Source organism: Bifidobacterium actinocoloniiforme DSM 22766, assembly GCF_001263395.1.
Lineage (GTDB): Bacteria > Actinomycetota > Actinomycetes > Actinomycetales > Bifidobacteriaceae > Bombiscardovia > Bombiscardovia actinocoloniiformis.
Map to the genome: position 1 here is coordinate 688878 of NZ_CP011786.1, position 16344 is coordinate 705221.

10 protein-coding genes, 1 other RNA gene and 2 pseudogenes are annotated in these 16344 nt (G+C 63.5%); 4 read left to right on the top strand and 9 right to left on the bottom strand.

Annotated elements, in window-relative coordinates; all coding sequences use genetic code 11:
* Window positions 1–62: 62 nt before the first annotated feature.
* The 3 genes from AB656_RS02755 to AB656_RS02765 form a co-directional block, all read right to left on the bottom strand.
* Window positions 63–2453 (bottom strand): DNA gyrase subunit B, encoded by a 2391-nt coding sequence (locus tag AB656_RS02755; RefSeq protein ID WP_051905285.1) that lies wholly within the window; start codon window positions 2451–2453, stop codon window positions 63–65.
* Between the two features lie 50 nt (window positions 2454–2503).
* The gene (locus AB656_RS02760; protein ID WP_033504152.1) at window positions 2504–3931 is read right to left on the bottom strand and encodes an RNA polymerase sigma factor; all 1428 of its coding nucleotides are present in this window, start codon (window positions 3929–3931) and stop codon (window positions 2504–2506) included.
* A 154-nt stretch (window positions 3932–4085) separates the two neighbouring features.
* A complete protein-coding gene (locus tag AB656_RS02765) occupies window positions 4086–4724 on the bottom strand; it encodes a DUF4192 family protein (RefSeq protein ID WP_052201413.1) in 639 nt (212 codons plus the stop codon).
* A gap of 183 nt (window positions 4725–4907) precedes the next feature.
* On the opposite strand from AB656_RS02765, the gene AB656_RS02770 reads away from it, so the two are divergent.
* Together AB656_RS02770 and AB656_RS02775 are read left to right on the top strand one after the other, a co-directional pair.
* Complete coding sequence (locus AB656_RS02770; protein ID WP_033504104.1) at window positions 4908–6017, top strand: polyprenyl synthetase family protein; 1110 nt, start codon at window positions 4908–4910, stop codon at window positions 6015–6017.
* A 159-nt stretch (window positions 6018–6176) separates the two neighbouring features.
* Complete coding sequence (locus AB656_RS02775; RefSeq protein WP_033504105.1) at window positions 6177–8333, top strand: Stk1 family PASTA domain-containing Ser/Thr kinase; 2157 nt, start codon at window positions 6177–6179, stop codon at window positions 8331–8333.
* 96 nt (window positions 8334–8429) lie between these two features.
* On the opposite strand, the gene AB656_RS02780 is transcribed toward AB656_RS02775, so the two are convergent.
* Entirely contained in the window at window positions 8430–9110 is a 681-nt protein-coding gene (locus AB656_RS02780; protein WP_033504106.1) for a lysophospholipid acyltransferase family protein, read from the bottom strand.
* Between the two features lie 63 nt (window positions 9111–9173).
* Here AB656_RS02780 and AB656_RS02785 point away from each other — a divergent pair, with 63 nt between their 5' ends.
* Window positions 9174–9728, top strand: coding sequence for a hypothetical protein (locus AB656_RS02785; protein WP_033504154.1), 555 nt, complete (start codon window positions 9174–9176; stop codon window positions 9726–9728).
* Window positions 9729–9815: 87 nt separating this feature from the next.
* Here the strand turns inward: AB656_RS02785 and AB656_RS08215 are convergent.
* The 3 genes and pseudogenes from AB656_RS08215 to hpf all read right to left on the bottom strand — a co-directional run.
* Window positions 9816–10004, bottom strand: a pseudogene (locus AB656_RS08215) (SEC-C metal-binding domain-containing protein); the annotation flags it as partial.
* A 141-nt stretch (window positions 10005–10145) separates the two neighbouring features.
* Window positions 10146–12704 (bottom strand): annotated as a pseudogene (gene secA, locus AB656_RS02790) (preprotein translocase subunit SecA); the annotation flags it as partial.
* Between the two features lie 336 nt (window positions 12705–13040).
* On the bottom strand, window positions 13041–13709 hold the full coding sequence (hpf, locus tag AB656_RS02795; protein WP_033504109.1) for a ribosome hibernation-promoting factor, HPF/YfiA family: 669 nt from the start codon (window positions 13707–13709) through the stop codon (window positions 13041–13043).
* 166 nt (window positions 13710–13875) lie between these two features.
* Here hpf and rnpB point away from each other — a divergent pair.
* Window positions 13876–14231: RNase P RNA component class A (gene rnpB, locus AB656_RS07510), an RNA gene on the top strand.
* A 26-nt stretch (window positions 14232–14257) separates the two neighbouring features.
* On the opposite strand, the gene AB656_RS02800 is transcribed toward rnpB, so the two are convergent.
* A complete protein-coding gene (locus AB656_RS02800) occupies window positions 14258–14791 on the bottom strand; it encodes a regulatory protein RecX (protein WP_051905428.1) in 534 nt (177 codons plus the stop codon).
* A 340-nt stretch (window positions 14792–15131) separates the two neighbouring features.
* Window positions 15132–16319: a recombinase RecA gene (recA, locus tag AB656_RS02805; RefSeq protein ID WP_033504111.1), complete on the bottom strand. Its 1188-nt coding sequence runs from the start codon at window positions 16317–16319 to the stop codon at window positions 15132–15134.
* Window positions 16320–16344: the final 25 nt, after the last annotated feature.

A 16344-nucleotide genomic window follows, 5' to 3' on the forward strand; every position in this document is an offset into this window, starting at 1 on the left:
TACCCTCCCCTCACGCTCGCACCCGGTAGCAGGCCAGCCGCGAGTGGTCCATGAGCCGACGGTCAGGTATCGATCTTGGTGCGATCGAAGTCGTCTGCGTTCTCGACGATGAAGCGCTTGCGCGGCGGCACTTCATCACCCATCAGCAGGGGGAAGATCCGGGCCGCCTGCTCGGCGTCCTCCATGCGGATGCGCCGCAGCATCCGGGTGCGCGGGTCCATGGTCGTGTCGGCCAGCTGGTCGGCGTCCATCTCCCCCAAGCCCTTATAACGCTGGATGTCTTCCTTGTAGGCGATCCCCTGGCGTTGCAGCTCGGCTAACTTGCCTTCCAACTCATCGTCCGAGTAAGTGTAGAGGTATTCCCCCTTGCGTTTGCCGGCCAGTGAGATGCGGTGCAGGGGCGGCACGGCGGCGTAGACGTGACCCTCCTCGATCAGCGGGCGCATGTAGCGGTAGAAGAGGGTGAGCAGGAGGATGCGGATGTGGGCCCCATCCACGTCGGCGTCGGTCATCATGATCACCTTGTTGTACCGCGACTGGGAGATGTCGAAGTTCGCTCCCGAACCGGCGCCCACCACCTGGATGATCGAAGCGCATTCCTTGTTGCCCAGAATCTGTGAGATCGATGCCTTCTGCACGTTCAAGATCTTGCCGCGGATAGGCAGCAGGGCTTGGAAGGCGGAGTTGCGGGCGGCCTTTGCCGTGCCCAGGGCCGAATCGCCCTCCACGATGAAAAGCTCGGCGATGTCGTCGTTGCCGGGCATGCAGTCCGAGAGCTTGGAAGGCATCGAGGCGGACTCCAGCGCGTTCTTGCGCCGGGTCACTTCCTTGGTCTTCCTGGCCTGGATGCGGGCGTGCATCTCGCCGACGATCTTCTCCATGACCCGGCCGGCCTGCTCCTTGAACCCGCGCTTGGAGCCGGAGATCATCTGACCGAACTGGTCGTCGGTCATCCTGGTCACAACTGGCTTGACTTGGGCCGTGCCCAAGACATCCTTGGTCTGCCCCTGGAACTGCGGCTCGGCGATGCGCACGGTGACCACGGCGACCAGTCCGGCCAGCACGTCGTCTCGCTCGATCTTGGCGTGCGGGTCTTTCAGATTGACCTTGAGCTTGCGGGCGTTGGCCTCCATGACCTTGCGCACCTGCCGGGTCATCGCGTTCATGAAACCATCCACGTGCATGCCGCCGCCGGGGGTGGCGACCACGTTGACGAATGAGCGGATGGTGGAGTCGTAGTCGTTGACCCAGCGCAGGGCGATATCCACCCCGCAGGCCCGCTCGATCCGTTCGGCGTGGAGCTCCCCGTTCGGCCCGACCTTCTGGGTCTCCTCCTGGTATGAGCCCTCGCCATGGATGCGCCAAATGTCACTGACCGGCTCGCCGTTGGAAAGGTAGTCCACGAAATCGACCACGCCGCCTGTGTGGAGGAACTCCTCCACCCGCTTATGGCCTGCGGGGTTCACGGGTCGCAGCTCGACCCCGGCTTCCGGCAGGTCCCGCCCAAGCGGGGGCTCACCCGACTCGTCCTGGTTCGGCGCAGGTTCAGCTCCAGCGAAGGTTGCGTCCTCAGCCTCATCAACTGATTCGGCCGCCTCGGCTTGAGGCCCAGCCGCCTGTTCCTGGACAGCCTGGGAGTCTTCGCCCGCTGGAGCCACAGGCTGGTCGACCTCCAGCAGCTCGTCCCTGCTAGGGTCCCCCGTCTCCTGGATGTTCTCATCGATGACAGTGATCTTGAGCCCTGGCACCAGGAAGCTGGTCTGCCGCACACGGTCGATCAGCTGCTGGTAGCTGAATTCGGCGGTGCTGTTGAAAATCTCCGGGTCCGCCCAGTAGCGGATACGGGTTCCGGTCCGCTTGGGCGGTACCTTGCCCACGACGCGCAGCTGGGTGGGCCTGCCCTTTCGGGTGCGTTTGAAGGGGGAATCAGGCGAAGGGCGCTGGCCATCCTCCTCCGTGTACACCCCCGGATGTCCCTGGTGGAACTCCATCCGGTAGGTCTTGCCGCCGCGGTCGACTTCCACATCCAGCCGGGAGCTTAGGGCGTTCACCACTGATGAGCCCACGCCATGCAAACCGCCAACCGCCGTGTAGGAGGCGTTGCCGAACTTGGCGCCGGCATGCAGTTTGGTCAGCACCACCTCCACTCCGGACAGACCGGTCTTACGCTCCACATCGACAGGGATGCCGCGGCCATTGTCGGCCACTTCGATCGACCCATCGTCGTGGAGCGTAACTGTGATCTCGTCGCAGGCCCCGGCCAGCGCCTCGTCCACCGAGTTGTCGATGATCTCCCAGAGACAATGCATGAGGCCTTGGCTGTCGGTCGTGCCGATGTACATACCCGGCCGTTTGCGTACCGCGTCCAAGCCCTCCAGCACGGTCAGAGAATCCGCGCTGTAGGCTTCTTCCTGCGCTTTCGCGGCTTTGGTGTCCCGTCCTGCCTGTGACATAACCCTCTTCGCTGTAATCCCTGTCCTCTCCTATACGCCGACCGCCTAGATCACTGGTCCAGGAAGTCACGCAAGGTCTGCGAACGCGAGGGGTGGCGCAGTTTGGACATGGTCTTGGATTCGATCTGACGGATGCGTTCGCGCGTGACCCCGTAGACCCGGCCGATATCATCCAGGGTCTTAGGCTGACCGTCCTCCAGGCCGTAGCGCATTTTAATCACGCCGGCCTCACGCGGGCTCAAGGTCTCCAGCACCTGTTTGAACTGCTCCTGGAGCAAAGAGAAGGCCACGGCGTCCGAAGGCGCGATGGCGTCCGTATCCTCAATCAGGTCGCCGAACTCGGAATCACCGTCCTCGCCCAGAGGGGTGTGCAGGGAGATGGGCTCACGGCCGTACTTCTGGACCTCTTGGACCTTTTCGACCGGCATGTCCAACTCACGGGCCAACTCGTCGGGCGTGGGCTCACGGCCCAGGTCCTGCAGCATCTGCCGCTGGACCCGGGAAAGCTTGTTGATGACCTCGACCATGTGGACGGGCACGCGGATGGTGCGCGCCTGGTCCGCCATGGCTCGGGTGATGGCCTGGCGAATCCACCAGGTGGCGTAGGTGGAGAACTTGTATCCCTTGGTGTAGTCGAACTTCTCCACGGCGCGGATCAGTCCTAAGTTGCCCTCCTGAATCAGGTCCAGGAAGAGCATTCCACGGCCTGTGTAGCGCTTGGCCAGGGAGACCACCAGACGCAGGTTGGCCTCCAACAGGTGGTCCTTGGCCTTCTTGCCGTCGTTGGCGGCCCACTTGAGCTCGCGCTTACGCTTGAAGGTCATATCCTCGCCTTCGGTGTCCAAGAGGTGCTGGGCGTACAGGCCAGCCTCGATCCGCTCGGAGAGGTCCACCTCCTGTTCGGCGTTCAGCAGCGAGACGCGGCCAATCTGCTTCAAGTAATCCTTGACTGGGTCCGCGGTGGCCCCGGCGGTGACAACGCGACGCTTGGGATTGCCGGAGGGGGTCACGTTCTCGTCATCGTCGGAGTCGGAGACCACGAAAGCGCCCTTGATGTCAGGAGGCGTGACCACTGGCTTGGGGCTCTCCTCCTCGTCCTCATTGCCGTCAACTTCGCCGTCCGGCTCTTCGTCCTCGACCTGGTCCTCTTGGCCCTCTTCCAAATCGTCGATGTCAAGCTCCTGGTCCTCTTCCAGCTCCTCTGGCGCCTTGTCCTCCAGGGCTTCGTCGTGTTCGCTGGATTTTGAGGCCTTGGTCTTAACCGTGGCTTTAGTGGTGGTCTTGGAGGATCGAGCCTTGCTGGAGGAGGCGGCTGATTTGGATGAGCCTTTGGCCTTCCGAGTGGAGGAGGACGAAGACTTGGCCCCACCCTTGCTAGGGACCTTGCGGGCCTTGGTCTTCGCGGGAGCAGCCACCTGACCGGACTCCTCCTGCCCGCTACGCTCGCTATCGCCGGATGTCGTGTCCTTCGTGGCCAACTTATTCCTCCTGAACATTCCCGCTCATCCCACCGCCCGCGCTGAGGCGCACTTCAGGCAAGGGCAAATCGTCAACTACTACAGTGAACCATTTCAACCGGACGATTATTCCCGCCTCGCCAGGACTGTTCCACCATCCGGACTTTAACGACCCCTACCCTGCCCAAGCCGGACGCACTTGATGGCGGAGGGCCGCCAGGATGATCGAGGCCAGCGTGCAACCCTCGTCCAAGCTCAAGGCCCTCAGCGCGCAGTCCATGGCGTCGCCCCTCCCCATCCACCACATCACATAGGCCATGATCGCTAGGGGCTGCACTTGGAAGGCGCCCGGCAGCCCTCGCGCCATCTGATCAAGCATGACCAGCCCGGCCTGACAGCGGGGGCGGTCGGGACGGACGGCTGGATCAGTGAAGGCTGAATCCAGGCAACGGCACAGGAAGCGCACGCTCTCATCCAGATCAGGCCTTGCGCACAGGTTAATCAAATCGGACCCCTCCAACCGGGAGCGAGGGCAGAGCATGGAGATGACGATAGCGTCGCGGATGGTCATGGTCTGCGCGATGGCGACCCCGATGTCCATCATCGAGGCAACGTCCAGACTGGCTTTTTCGGGAGGAGCCTGCCCGAGCCCGTCCACCCAGACGCGCAGGGGCCGCTCCATCCAGCGCCGGTCAGCCTCCTGCACACCCCGTTCGCGCCGTTCACGCCGGTAACGCCCCAGGAGCTGGCTCATCCTCTCTTCCATCCCGCACTGGTCCGCGCTCGCCTGAATTCCCTGACTCGCTGCATCCATAACTCGCCGCCTTTCATGACGCTAGCCACCGACTCGACCAGGCTCCATAGGCCCGGCCGTCCGCTCCGCCCAGCTTGGCACGCGGCGACATGTCCTCCCTAACCGCCAGACCAATGTGGTCGAATGTGGCTAACCAGTCTCGTCCCTTCCCCTGGGGCCACCCTTGCCGTTAGGCTCAGTGGCATGACAGACGAGCGAATGGCGCGAAAAGTCACTGAACGTGCGCTAGACCTGGTCTCGGGCTTTCTTGACGCCTGGGCGGGGCGGAGTTCCGGCTTGCCCCGGCAGGCCATCGAGAGGGTGCGCCGCCAGGCTTTGCGCTCCAGCCATGGCGGCAAGCGTCTGCGGGCCTTGCTCCTCCTGGACACCTGCCAAGCTGTTGCGGCGTCCACAGCGGATGCGGACCGCTTGGAGCGACCGGTCCTGGACCTAGCCTGCGCGCTGGAGCTCTTCCAGACCTCCGTCCTTGTCCACGACGATTTGATTGACCAAGCCGACCTGCGACGAGGTCAGCCATCCGCGCAGGTAGCGCTGAACGAGGACTGGTCGGGGCTGACCGGGGACATGGGCTCGAACGGGCGGCGCGCCGGCTCCTCCCTGGCCCTGCTCATGGGTGACCTGCTCGCGGCGGCCGCGAGCGCCAGCGCTGACCAAGCTTGCGAAAGTCTGCCCCACCCACACGCTTGCCGGCAAACTTTCCTCGCCATGGAGGGGCAGGTGGACCAAGGGCAGGTCATGGACCTGGCTATGGAGTCGCTGCCGTTGGAAGACCCGGGGAGCCTGCGTGAGGCCGCCCTGGCGACCATAGAGGCCAAGACCGCCTCCTACACAACGGTCGCCCCCCTCCAGCTAGGCCTCCTTGCCGCCGGCCGCGAGCCCGAATTGTCCCGGAGCTTGGCCCGGAAGCTGGGCGTCGGCCTGGGCGTGGCCTTCCAGTTGGCCGATGACCTGCTCGATGTGACCGAACCCTCCGCCGCTTCCGGCAAACCCGCCTGCGGGGACATCCGCGAGGGGAAGCGCACCGTTCTGCTGGCAGATGCCCTCGAATCGGCCAGCGACGGTGAGCGGTCCCGCCTGTGCGATATCTACCAGGCTCCGGCCCGAAGCCAGGAGGACGTGCGATGGGCGGCTGACCTCTTCCGCTCCAGCGGGGCGATCGACCGTGCCAGTGAGCGCATTGCCACGCTCAGGGCCGAGGCAGGGCAAGCCCTGAGCGATTTTAATGCGGTTTTGAACCTTGACGAGGCCAGCGGTCGGGTGCTGGCCAAGGCCTGTGACCGATTTTTGCCCTAAGCGCCCCTGGTCGCTGCCAAGACCAGGCGCTAGCATAAAGGACAGGGCCTGAACGCGGGCCTGGCCTCGTTCGGGGCCCAGGGCCGCCCAGGGTGGATTTTTCGCCAAGAAGAGGTCCTAGAACGCTCCACGCATCCAGGAAGGCCATACGATACGACTATGAGTCAAGCGGCAGAGGCGAACACGGGTCGAATCATCGAAGGCCGATACCGCATCATTGGCAAAATCGCCGAGGGCGGCATGGCCACGGTCTATGAGGCCCTGGACCAACGGCTGAACCGGCATGTAGCCGTCAAAATCATGCATGCCCAGCTGGCTCAAGGCCTTCACCGGGCCCAGTTCGAGGAGCGCTTCCGCCGGGAGGCGACTTCGGCGGCAGCGATCGCCAACCCCCATATCGTCCAGGTTTACGACACCGGGCAAGTGGACGGCCTGGACTACCTGGTCATGGAGTACGTGCACGGGGTCAACCTGCGCTACGAGATGAACCAGCAAGGCACGTTCACGCTGAAGGAGACCATCCGCATCGTCTCCGAGGTCTTGGATGGTCTGGCCTCCGCCCATGAGGCCGGGGTCGTGCACCGCGACATCAAGCCGGAGAACATTCTGATCAACGACCGGGGCCACGTGGAGATCACGGATTTCGGCCTGGCCAGGGCCGCCTCCCAGGCCACCCTTTCCTCCACCGGCATGCTCCTGGGCACCGCGGCCTACCTGCCGCCGGAGACGATCGAACAGAACCTGGCCACCCCGCAAGGCGACCTGTACGCGGTGGGGATCGTGGCTTGGGAGATGCTGACCGGATCGGTCCCCTTCGTCAGCGATAACCCGGTGACCGTGGTGTTCAAGCACGTCCACGAGGATGTGCCACCTCTATCCCAGGTCTGCCCCGGCATCGACCCGGCCGCGTCCGCTTTCGTCTCGAGGCTTTTGGCCCGCAAGCAGGAGGACCGGCCTGCGGAGGCCAGCGCGGCCCTGGCTGAGCTCAAACAGGATATGGCTGGTTTGGACCTGGAAGCCTGGCGTTACCGGTTGATGCCAGCCGATCCGACCGAATCAGCGGACAAACCTGCGCTCGCGGGCACGTCAGTCCGGGCGGCAGCGGCGGAGCCTGGCACCACCGGCGGAGAGGATCAGCAGGGCGATCAGGCCGATGACCTCTTCGCCGACGCGGACGAGCCCACGGTGGCCTTCGACGAAGGCTCACTCAGGTCGGGTACGGATGAGGATCCCAGCGCAACCCGCCGGTACGCCGCGGCCTCGCCTTCAACCAAGCGGCAGACCGCGCCGATGACCGCGGTCCAGGAGCTGGGCGAGATGGACAGCAAACCCACCCATCGGCGCGGCCGTTGGGTCGCCATCGTCGTCATCGTCATCCTGGCCCTGTTGGCCGCCTGCGGTGGCGGCGGCGCATGGTGGTACTTCCGCGGCCCCGGGTCCTACTGGAAGCTCCCCCGCCCCAATGATGTCTCCTGCCAGGAGGGCCAGCCATGCTCGATCAAGGGCGCCGACGCCGCCCACTACGAGCAGACCCTTAAGGTAGCCGGCATCCCTTACACGATCAAGAATGATTTTTCGGACACTGTGCCTCAGGGCCATGTCATCGATGCCAATCCGGGCCAGGCGGACGACAAGGTGAGCAAGCGCGGGGGCGAAGTCAGCCTGATCGTCTCGCGCGGGGTAAAGATGGCAACCATTCCCCAAGACATCCTTGTCCCATCCTCACAGGTTGGCGCGCACCCTTTGGAAGCACTGAAACAGGCGGGCTTCAGCCAGATCAACCACCAGGATGCCAATGACGAGTACTCGATGGACGTGCCCGAAGGCGCGGCCCTGAGGGTGGACCCGGCCCCTGGAAGCACGACCAAGCACAACGAAACCGTCAGCATCACGCTCTCCAAGGGACGTATGCCGGTGACCATGCCCACCGTGGTCGGCAAGAACCGGGATGATGCCAGCCAGGCCCTGAACGAGCTCAGACTCAAGACGAACTATTCGGAGCAGTGGTCGGACACCATCGCCTCCGGGCAGATCATCTCCGCCTCCCACAACGCGGGTGACTTCCTGCACTGGGGCGATCAAGTTGACCTCGTGGTCTCGAAGGGCCCGCAGATGGTGACCCTGCCCGACTTGCGCGGCAAAAACGAGAATGATGCCAGCAAGGCCTTGAAAGATCTCGGGCTGGAGGTCAATATCTCGGCCCCCCTAGGCGACCTGTCGCACACGGTCCGACTGCAGAGTCCGGGGCCTGGCGAGCAGGTGCGCCTGCATGGCACTGACGGCAAGCCCACCGTCATCACCCTCACCGTGGTCTGAGGCACGCTCGTAGGCCAACCCCGGCCCCAGGCGAATGTGTCAGCGGACATGCGCCCGTGCGCGGCACCTCCCGCACTGGCAGGTGGCGGAGCGACCTCAGTTGGACGGAATCCTCTTCTTGACCACTTGGGCGTAGATGTCCACGTACTCCTGCCCACTCATCCGGTCGATCTCATGCATGACCTGGTCGGTCAGCCTCCTGATCTCCTCGTGGGTCAGCTGGTTGACCGATTCGCGAGGCACGCGGATGGGGCGTCCGAAAATCACCGTGGTCTTACCCCGGCTGGGCAGGGTCTTGCCGGGCCGTTGAAGCTCCCTAGTGCCGATCAGGGCGGCAGGCACAATCACGGCGCCGGTCTCGAAGGCCAGGCGCGCTACGCCGGTGTGCCCCCGGTAGAGGCGACCATCAGGGCTGCGGGTACCCTCAGGGTGGATGCCGAAAATATGCCCTTGCTCAAGGATCCCGCGCGCCCTCTCCAGTGCGCCCAACGACTTGGAACCGCCCGAGCGGTCCACCGGGAAAACGCCCACCGAGCTGAACCACCACTTCTTGAAGCGGCCTTTCAGACCCCTGCCTGTAAAGTACTCGGACTTGGCCATGAAGTGAATCATCCGTGGGCAAGCCACCGGCAGGAGGCCATCATCGATGACGGCCAGGTGGTTGGATGCGATGATGACCGGTCCTGACTTGGGAATGTTCTCCACACCGCGTACATCCGGATGGAGCCATGCGCGGGCCAGGGGACCTAAGAGCCTGACGAAGAACCAATAATGCACAAAGCCTCCCTTGTCGGCCAGTCAGGGTGGCGGATGACTTCCGCCGCGGTTACTCTTGGGTATATGACCCAGCACAAGGATAGCAACGGCGATGACAAGCCCAAAACGCCTTCCGGGATTCACCGCGGCGGTGACGGTCGAACCGGCGACGACTGGCAGGATTTCCTGGCGGCTCACAGCGAGGATTTGGGCGACGTGGAAGCTTCCTCAACGGCCCGCAAGTTCGAGCGCAAGGCGCGTAAGGCTGACAAGCAGGCAGCCCTGAAAGCCTCGGATTTGGACCGTTCGGCCTTTGTTGACAGTGGCCCAGGCGCAGGACGCGGCCCGCGCGACTTCTCCTCCAGCTGGCTGGATGTGGATGAGGTCATGGACCAGAGCTCCGATTTCATTCCGCCGAACCCGGACTTAGGCGCCCCCAAGGCGACTGGCATCCTTTACACGGTTCTCACCCTGATAGGGGTCCTGGGCCTGGCCGCCTCCCTCTTCCTGCCCCATCCGCCGTCCGTCCTAGGGCCTGTTTTCGGACTGTGCACCCTGATCGGCATAGCTGGGCTAATCGCGGGGCGTCGGGACTTCCGCCAGCGTCGCGCTCCGGATGATGACGGAGCCCGGGTCTGAGCCCGATAAGGCGTACGAATAAAGCAGGTCCCCTCCGGTTTCGCTGGAGGGGACCTGCTGGTATCGACCGCTAACTAGCGAGCTGCTTTACTGCTCGTTCTGCCCGTGGCACATCTTGTACTTACGCCCGGAGCCACAGGGGCAAGGAGCGTTGCGCGAGGTGCCGGGGAAGGTGCGCCCGTCGGCCCAGGGCGTGTGCTCTTCCTCAGCCTTAGGCCGCTTGCTGGCGGGGACCGCTTGCTCGGCGTGGCTCAGAGGGGCAGGGCCCACGGGACCAGCCGCTTCCTCGCTATCCTCGCCCTCACCGTGCTCCTGACGGTCCTGGTCGGCCGCAGTGGCCCGTTCATCGGCGTCGTCATCAACAGCGTCCGGGTCTGCCGGGGACTCGTAATTGATGTCCTCGCTATCCTCTTGGTCAGACTCGTTGGACTCTTGCTGGCGTTGAGCTTCGGCCATCGCACGCTCGGATTCGGCTACCTGGCCCAAATCCACGTTGTAAAGAAGCTGGACGGACTCCTCCTTGATCGCGTCGATCATGGAGTTGTACATCTGGAAGCCCTCGCGCTGGTACTCGACCAGGGGGTCGCGCTGGCCCATGCCGCGCAGGCCGATGCCGTCCTTCAGGTAGTCCATCTCGTAGAGGTGCTCTCGCCACTTCTGGTCCAGGACGGAAAGGACGACCCTGCGCTCCAGCTGCCGCATGGAGTCGGCGCCCAGCTCCTCCTCGCGCTTGGCGTAAAGCCCGTCCGCCTCCTCGACCAGCTGATCCAGCAGCTTCTTGACGGCCTTATCGCCCTTGAGCTTACCCAAGGAATCCTTGGCATCGTCCTCATTCAAGCTAATCCCGCACAGGCCGCCCAGGGCTTCGCTCATCCCCTTCCAATCCCAGTCCGCGGGCTTGTCGGAGCCGTTCTGGGCACCGTGGATGTAGGAGCCGATCGTGTCGGCGATGAAGCGGTGGATGTCATCGCTGATGTCCTCGCCCTGGAGCACGGCCTGACGCTCGGCGTAGATGACCTTACGCTGCTTGTTCATCACGTCGTCGTACTTGAGCACGTTCTTGCGAATCTCGTAGTTGCGAGACTCCACCGACTTCTGAGCGTTGCGCACGCCCTTGGAGACGGACTTGGACTCGATCGGCTCACCCTCAGGCATACCCTTGGACATGACTCGCGCCACCAGCTGGGTGTTGAACAGGCGCATCAAGTCGTCTTCCAGCGACAGGTAGAAGCGGGACTCGCCCGGGTCGCCCTGACGGCCTGAACGACCGCGCAGCTGGTTGTCGATCCGGCGGGACTCGTGGCGTTCGGTGCCCAGCACGTACAGGCCACCGAGCCCGACGACCTCCTCATGCTCGTCCTTGACCTGCTCCCTGACGGCCTCCAAGGTCTCGGGCCAGAGCTTCTCATACTCTTCGGGCGTGTCGTCCGGGGAGTAACCCTGCTCCTTGAGCTTGGCATCAGCCAGGAACTCCACGTTGCCGCCCAGCATGATGTCGGTGCCTCGCCCTGCCATGTTCGTGGCGACGGTGACGGCGCCCTTGCGGCCTGCGACAGCCACGACCCCGGCCTCTTTCGCATGCTGCTTAGCGTTGAGGACCTGGTGGTCAATGCCAGCCACGTCCAGCAGGGAGGAAACGACCTCGGAGGACTCGACCGAGGCGGTGCCCAGCAGAATCGGTTGCCCCTTGGCGTGACGCTTGGCCACATCCTTGACGATGGCGGCCAGCTTCTCCTTCTTAGTCCGGTAAATCAAATCGTCCTGATCCTTGCGAACCATGGGCTTATTGGTCGGAATGGGAAGCACGCCCAGCTTGTAGGTGTTCATGAACTCGGCGGCCTCGGTCTCGGCCGTACCGGTCATGCCCGCCAGCTTGTCGTACATGCGGAAGTAGTTCTGCAAGGTGATGGTGGCGAAGGTCTGGTTCTCGGCCTTGACCTCCACACCCTCCTTGGCCTCAATGGCCTGATGGAGGCCTTCGTTGTAGCGGCGGCCGTGCAGGAGGCGACCCGTATGCTCATCGACGATCAGGACCTCGCCGCCTTGGACCACGTAATCGCGGTCCTTCAGGAAAAGCTCCTTCGCCTTGATGGCGTTGTTAAGGTAGCCGATCAGGGCGGTGTTGCCAGGCTCATACAGGTTATCGATGCCCAGGTAGTCCTCGACCTTGGTGATGCCCGGGTCGAGAATGCCGACGACCTTCTTCTTCTCGTCGACCTCGTAGTCCTCGTCACGGGTCAGCCGGGGAACCAGCTTGGCGAACTGCCGGTACCAACGGGTCACGTCACCCTCGGCCGGGCCAGAGATGATCAGAGGGGTACGGGCCTCATCAATCAGGATGGAGTCCACCTCATCGACGATCGCGTAGTGGTGGCCGCGCTGGACCAGCTCGGCCTTGTCCCAGGCCATGTTATCGCGAAGGTAGTCGAAGCCGAACTCGTTGTTGGTGCCGTAAGTGATGTCGGCCTCGTACTGCTTGCGGCGTTCAGCGGGCTTCTGGTCCGTGATGATGCAACCGACCTTCATGCCCAGGAAGCGGAAGATGCGGCCCATAAGCTCGGACTGGTAGGAGGCCAGGTAATCATTGACGGTGACCACGTGCACGCCTTCGCCGGACAAGGCGTTCAGATAGGCGGGCAGGGTGGCGACCAAGGTCTTGCCCTCACCGGTCTTCATCTCGGCGATATTGCCCCAGTGCAGGGCGGCGCCGCCCATAAGCTGCACATCGAAGTGCCGCTGGCCCAGGGTGCGCTTGGAGACCTCACGCACTGTGGCGAAAGCCTGGGGCATCAGGTCGTCCAGCTTTTCGCCCCTGTCCAGGCGCTCTCTGAACTTGGCGGTCTGGCCCTTGAGTTCCTCGTCACTCAAGGCGGAGATCTCATCCTCCAAAGCGTTGGTCGCCTTCGCCACGCCCTCAAGCTTGCGAAGCTGGTGCCCCTCGCCCATGCGTAGGACTTTGTCCAAGACTGCTACCACGTTGCGCTCCCTATGGTTCTTCCCAACAATACCCAGGACCTGCCTGATTCACCCCAGGTCAGACCAAAGCCGTCCCCATCTTACGCGACGAGGCGGATTTTCTCGACTGGCCGGCGGTGGGTCCAGCTCTCGGCCCCGAACGCATGCGGCTTCCAACCAGACCATCCCGGGCTGACCCCGATGACGCCGAGGCCTTCATGACTATTCGGATGCCAGCCCGGTCGTGAGCTGGCCCATGCGCGATTGGCGCGTATGCGAAGCGCCCAAGCGGGCTTGCCCGCCTGGGCGCCGTGAATGCGAGGCCCAGCGGAATGCCCCGCTGATCCTGCTCAGTCGTTACTTTTTGCCGCCGGCTACGTTCTCGGGGGTGTCAATCTCGAAGACGCCGTAGGACCAGCCGTGACGGTGGTAGACCACTGAGGGTCGGCCTGTCTCCTTGTTGACGAAGAGGAAGAAGTCATGACCAATCAACTCCATCTCGTACAGGGCCTCGTCAATCGACATGGGCTCGGCAATGTGGAGCTTGCGACGGATCACGATTGGAGTGTCGCCCACCTGGACTTCGACCGACTCCCCCGGGCCCAAGTCGGAAGCCATAGCGTCCTGTTGGGCTGAGTTATCGGGGTTAGGGGCCTCGGCCGGCTCCTGGGGCTGCTCGACTTCAACCTCCATCGGCAGTGGCGCGTGTTCCAGGCCACGACGGTGGTCCTTGCGGCGATCGCGGGTGCGGCGCAAGCGCAGGGTGAGCTTATCCAAGGCCCTGTCCAGGGCCGCGAATTCATCGGCTGAGGATGCTTCAGCCCTGACTACGGTCTTGCCGGCGATTACTGTCAGCTCCACGCGCTTGGCGGAATCAGCCTGCCGGGGGTTGCCCTCATGGGTCAGTACGACCTGGACGCGCTGGGCGTCGGGGGCGATAGCGGTCACACGATTCATCTTGCTTTCGACGACGTCACGGAACTTCTGCTTGATCTGCGTATGGCGTCCGGTAATGACGATGTCCATGTGGACCTCCTTGCATCAAGGAACGGGACGGGCCCGTTGCGGGGACCGGTGATGCTGCCACACATCCCGGCTTACCCCGATTGTAGCCGATGAAACCTGCCGGCCGCAGGCAGGACCCCCGCTTGATGACACGCGGTCACGCCCCATCGGCTATGCTGATGGGGCGTGAGGTCTCTCGATGGCCGCGGCGGCTTCCTGGCCGCTGAGGAACTTCCGGGCTCCACAGAGCACGATGGCGGATAACGTCCGCCCAGGGTGACCTGAGAGAGAGCGCAACAGAGAGCAGACCGCCCACCGCAAGGCGGGTAAGGGTGAAAGGGCGGTGTAAGAGACCACCGGGCTCCTGGTAACAGGAGTCGCATGGCAAGCCTCATCGGGAGCAAGGCCAAGCAGAAGGCATCAAGGGTTGCTCGCCCCGCCTTCGGGTAGGCCGCTGGAGCCTGGCGGCGACGTCAGGTCGAGATGGATGGCCATCCGTCCCTTCGGGGACGACAGAACCCGGGGTATGAGGGGCCTCACGCTTCATCTCCCCATGGGCAGCAAGCCCCTTACAGGTCTTCGTTGGTGAACAAATCCGCCGCCACCTGGCGGATGGCTTCCGGGCTATGGCCCTTGCGTCCGGCGGCAGCCCAAAGCCGACGCTTGCGTTTTTGCAAGTCCATGCCCTGGGTCTTGCAGGCCACTTTCCTCCCCAGCTCATAGGCCGAATCGATGAAGAGGCCCTGCCTGACGGCCTTCGCCACCACCTGCTCAGCCAGGGGGCGTTCCAGGCCTTTTCTGACCATCTCGCGTACCGCCCCGCGCTCGCCAAGGTTTCGTTTTAAGCAGTAGCGCAGGAAGCCCTCGGCGTAGGCCTCGTCATCGACCAGGCCCAGCTCTTCCAACCGACTGACCGTCGTCTCGATGACAAGCTCGTCGTACCCCTTGCCAGCCAGGCGTTGGGCCAACGCCTTACGAGGGCGCGCGGCGGCGTCCAAAAGCGTCAGAGCGGCCTCACGGCAGGCGTCGGCATCCGCAGGGTCACGGGGGCCATCACCGGCGGTCGCTGAGCCTCGGGCGCCGAACCCACCGCGTTTTGGCAAGCGTTGAGATCGCCGTCCATGCTTGCCTTTCAATGAACGTCCGCCAGCATGGCCGCCCGCAGGCACACCTGCATTGCGGCCATCCTCAGCTGCACTGACGCCGAAATGCCCACCGCCCCTCGCCGGAGGCAACTTGATTTCACCTGTCCCTGCACCCCTCTGGCTACCTGGGCCTGAAGCGTCCCGGCTGCGCGTGGAGGAAAGCCCGGAAATAGACGAATCAGTCGCGTCGTCATCGGGGGCGGCATCAGAACCGCCCTGGGTGGGATCCCCCTTCGGCTCCGTGATCAGTTGGGGATGCTCCTTAAGGAAGGCCGCCGCTTCAATCACGATTGAATCCTCAGACCGCCTGGGCCGTCAGAACAGGGGCACTGGGCGAGCCGGCCTCGGTCGGCGCTTTCTCAATCCCCGATGCATCGGCAACCGCAGCAGGCTGGTTTCCACCACCCTGAGCGTCGGCGCCCCCATCTTCCGCCTTGGGCTTCAAACCAAAGGCGATCTTGACCTTGTCTTCGATCTCCTGGGTCAGCCCTGGGTTGTCCTTCAGGAATTGGCGGACGTTCTCCCGGCCCTGCCCCAGTTGGTCGCCCTCGTAGGTAAACCAGGAACCGGATTTCTTGATCACATTGGCTTGGAGGGCCATGTCGATGACCGAGCCTTCCTTGGAGATGCCCTCCCCGTAGAGGATGTCGAACTCGGCGATCTTGAAGGGCGGAGCCATCTTATTCTTGACCACCTTGACCTTGGTGCGGTTGCCCACGGCCTCGTCACCGTTCTTCAAGGTCTGAATCCGACGGATGTCCAGGCGAACCGAAGAGTAGAATTTCAGGGCCTTGCCACCGGTTGTGGTCTCGGGGCTGCCGAAGAAAACGCCGATTTTCTCGCGCAACTGGTTGATGAAGATGGCGGTGGTGTTGGCCTGGGAGAGCGCTCCGGTCATCTTGCGCAGGGCCTGGCTCATCAGTCGGGCTTGCAGGCCGACATGGCTGTCGCCCATATCGCCATCGATCTCGGCCTTGGGCACCAGGGCCGCCACCGAGTCAATCACGATCACGTCCAGGGCGCCGGAGCGGATCAACATGTCGGCGATTTCCAGTGCCTGCTCGCCGTTATCCGGTTGCGAGACGATCAGCGAGTCGGTGTCCACGCCGAGCTTGCGGGCGTACTCCGGGTCCAACGCGTGCTCGGCGTCGATGAAGGCCGCTACCCCGCCGTTCTTCTGGGCATTGGCCACCGCATGCAAAGCCAGGGTTGTCTTACCGGAGGACTCCGGTCCGTAAATCTCGACAATCCTGCCCCTGGGCAGGCCACCGATGCCCAAAGCCATATCCAGAGCCAGGGAACCAGTGGGGATCACTTCCACGTCTTGGACCGGCTTGTCGCCCAGACGCATGGCTGATCCCTTGCCGAAATTCTTCTCCACCTGCGCCAGAGCCGTGTCCAGGGCCGCCTTGCGCCGCGGATCCATGCCGTCGACATCCTCGACTTTGGACTTGGACTTGGCTTTGCTGTTGGTCTGATGTGCCATCTGGCTCTCCTTCATCAATCGTTTC

What these genes read in the sequence shown, in the direction of transcription:
- AB656_RS02785 (WP_033504154.1), top strand. Translation starts at nt 9,174, where the DNA reads ATGACCCAGCACAAGGATAGCAACGGCGATGACAAGCCCAAAACGCCT.
- AB656_RS02755 (WP_051905285.1), bottom strand. Translation starts at nt 2,453, where the DNA reads ATGTCACAGGCAGGACGGGACACCAAAGCCGCGAAAGCGCAGGAAGAA.
- AB656_RS02770 (WP_033504104.1), top strand. Translation starts at nt 4,908, where the DNA reads ATGACAGACGAGCGAATGGCGCGAAAAGTCACTGAACGTGCGCTAGAC.
- AB656_RS02775 (WP_033504105.1), top strand. Translation starts at nt 6,177, where the DNA reads ATGAGTCAAGCGGCAGAGGCGAACACGGGTCGAATCATCGAAGGCCGA.
- recA (WP_033504111.1), bottom strand. Translation starts at nt 16,319, where the DNA reads ATGGCACATCAGACCAACAGCAAAGCCAAGTCCAAGTCCAAAGTCGAG.
- hpf (WP_033504109.1), bottom strand. Translation starts at nt 13,709, where the DNA reads ATGGACATCGTCATTACCGGACGCCATACGCAGATCAAGCAGAAGTTC.
- AB656_RS02765 (WP_052201413.1), bottom strand. Translation starts at nt 4,724, where the DNA reads ATGGATGCAGCGAGTCAGGGAATTCAGGCGAGCGCGGACCAGTGCGGG.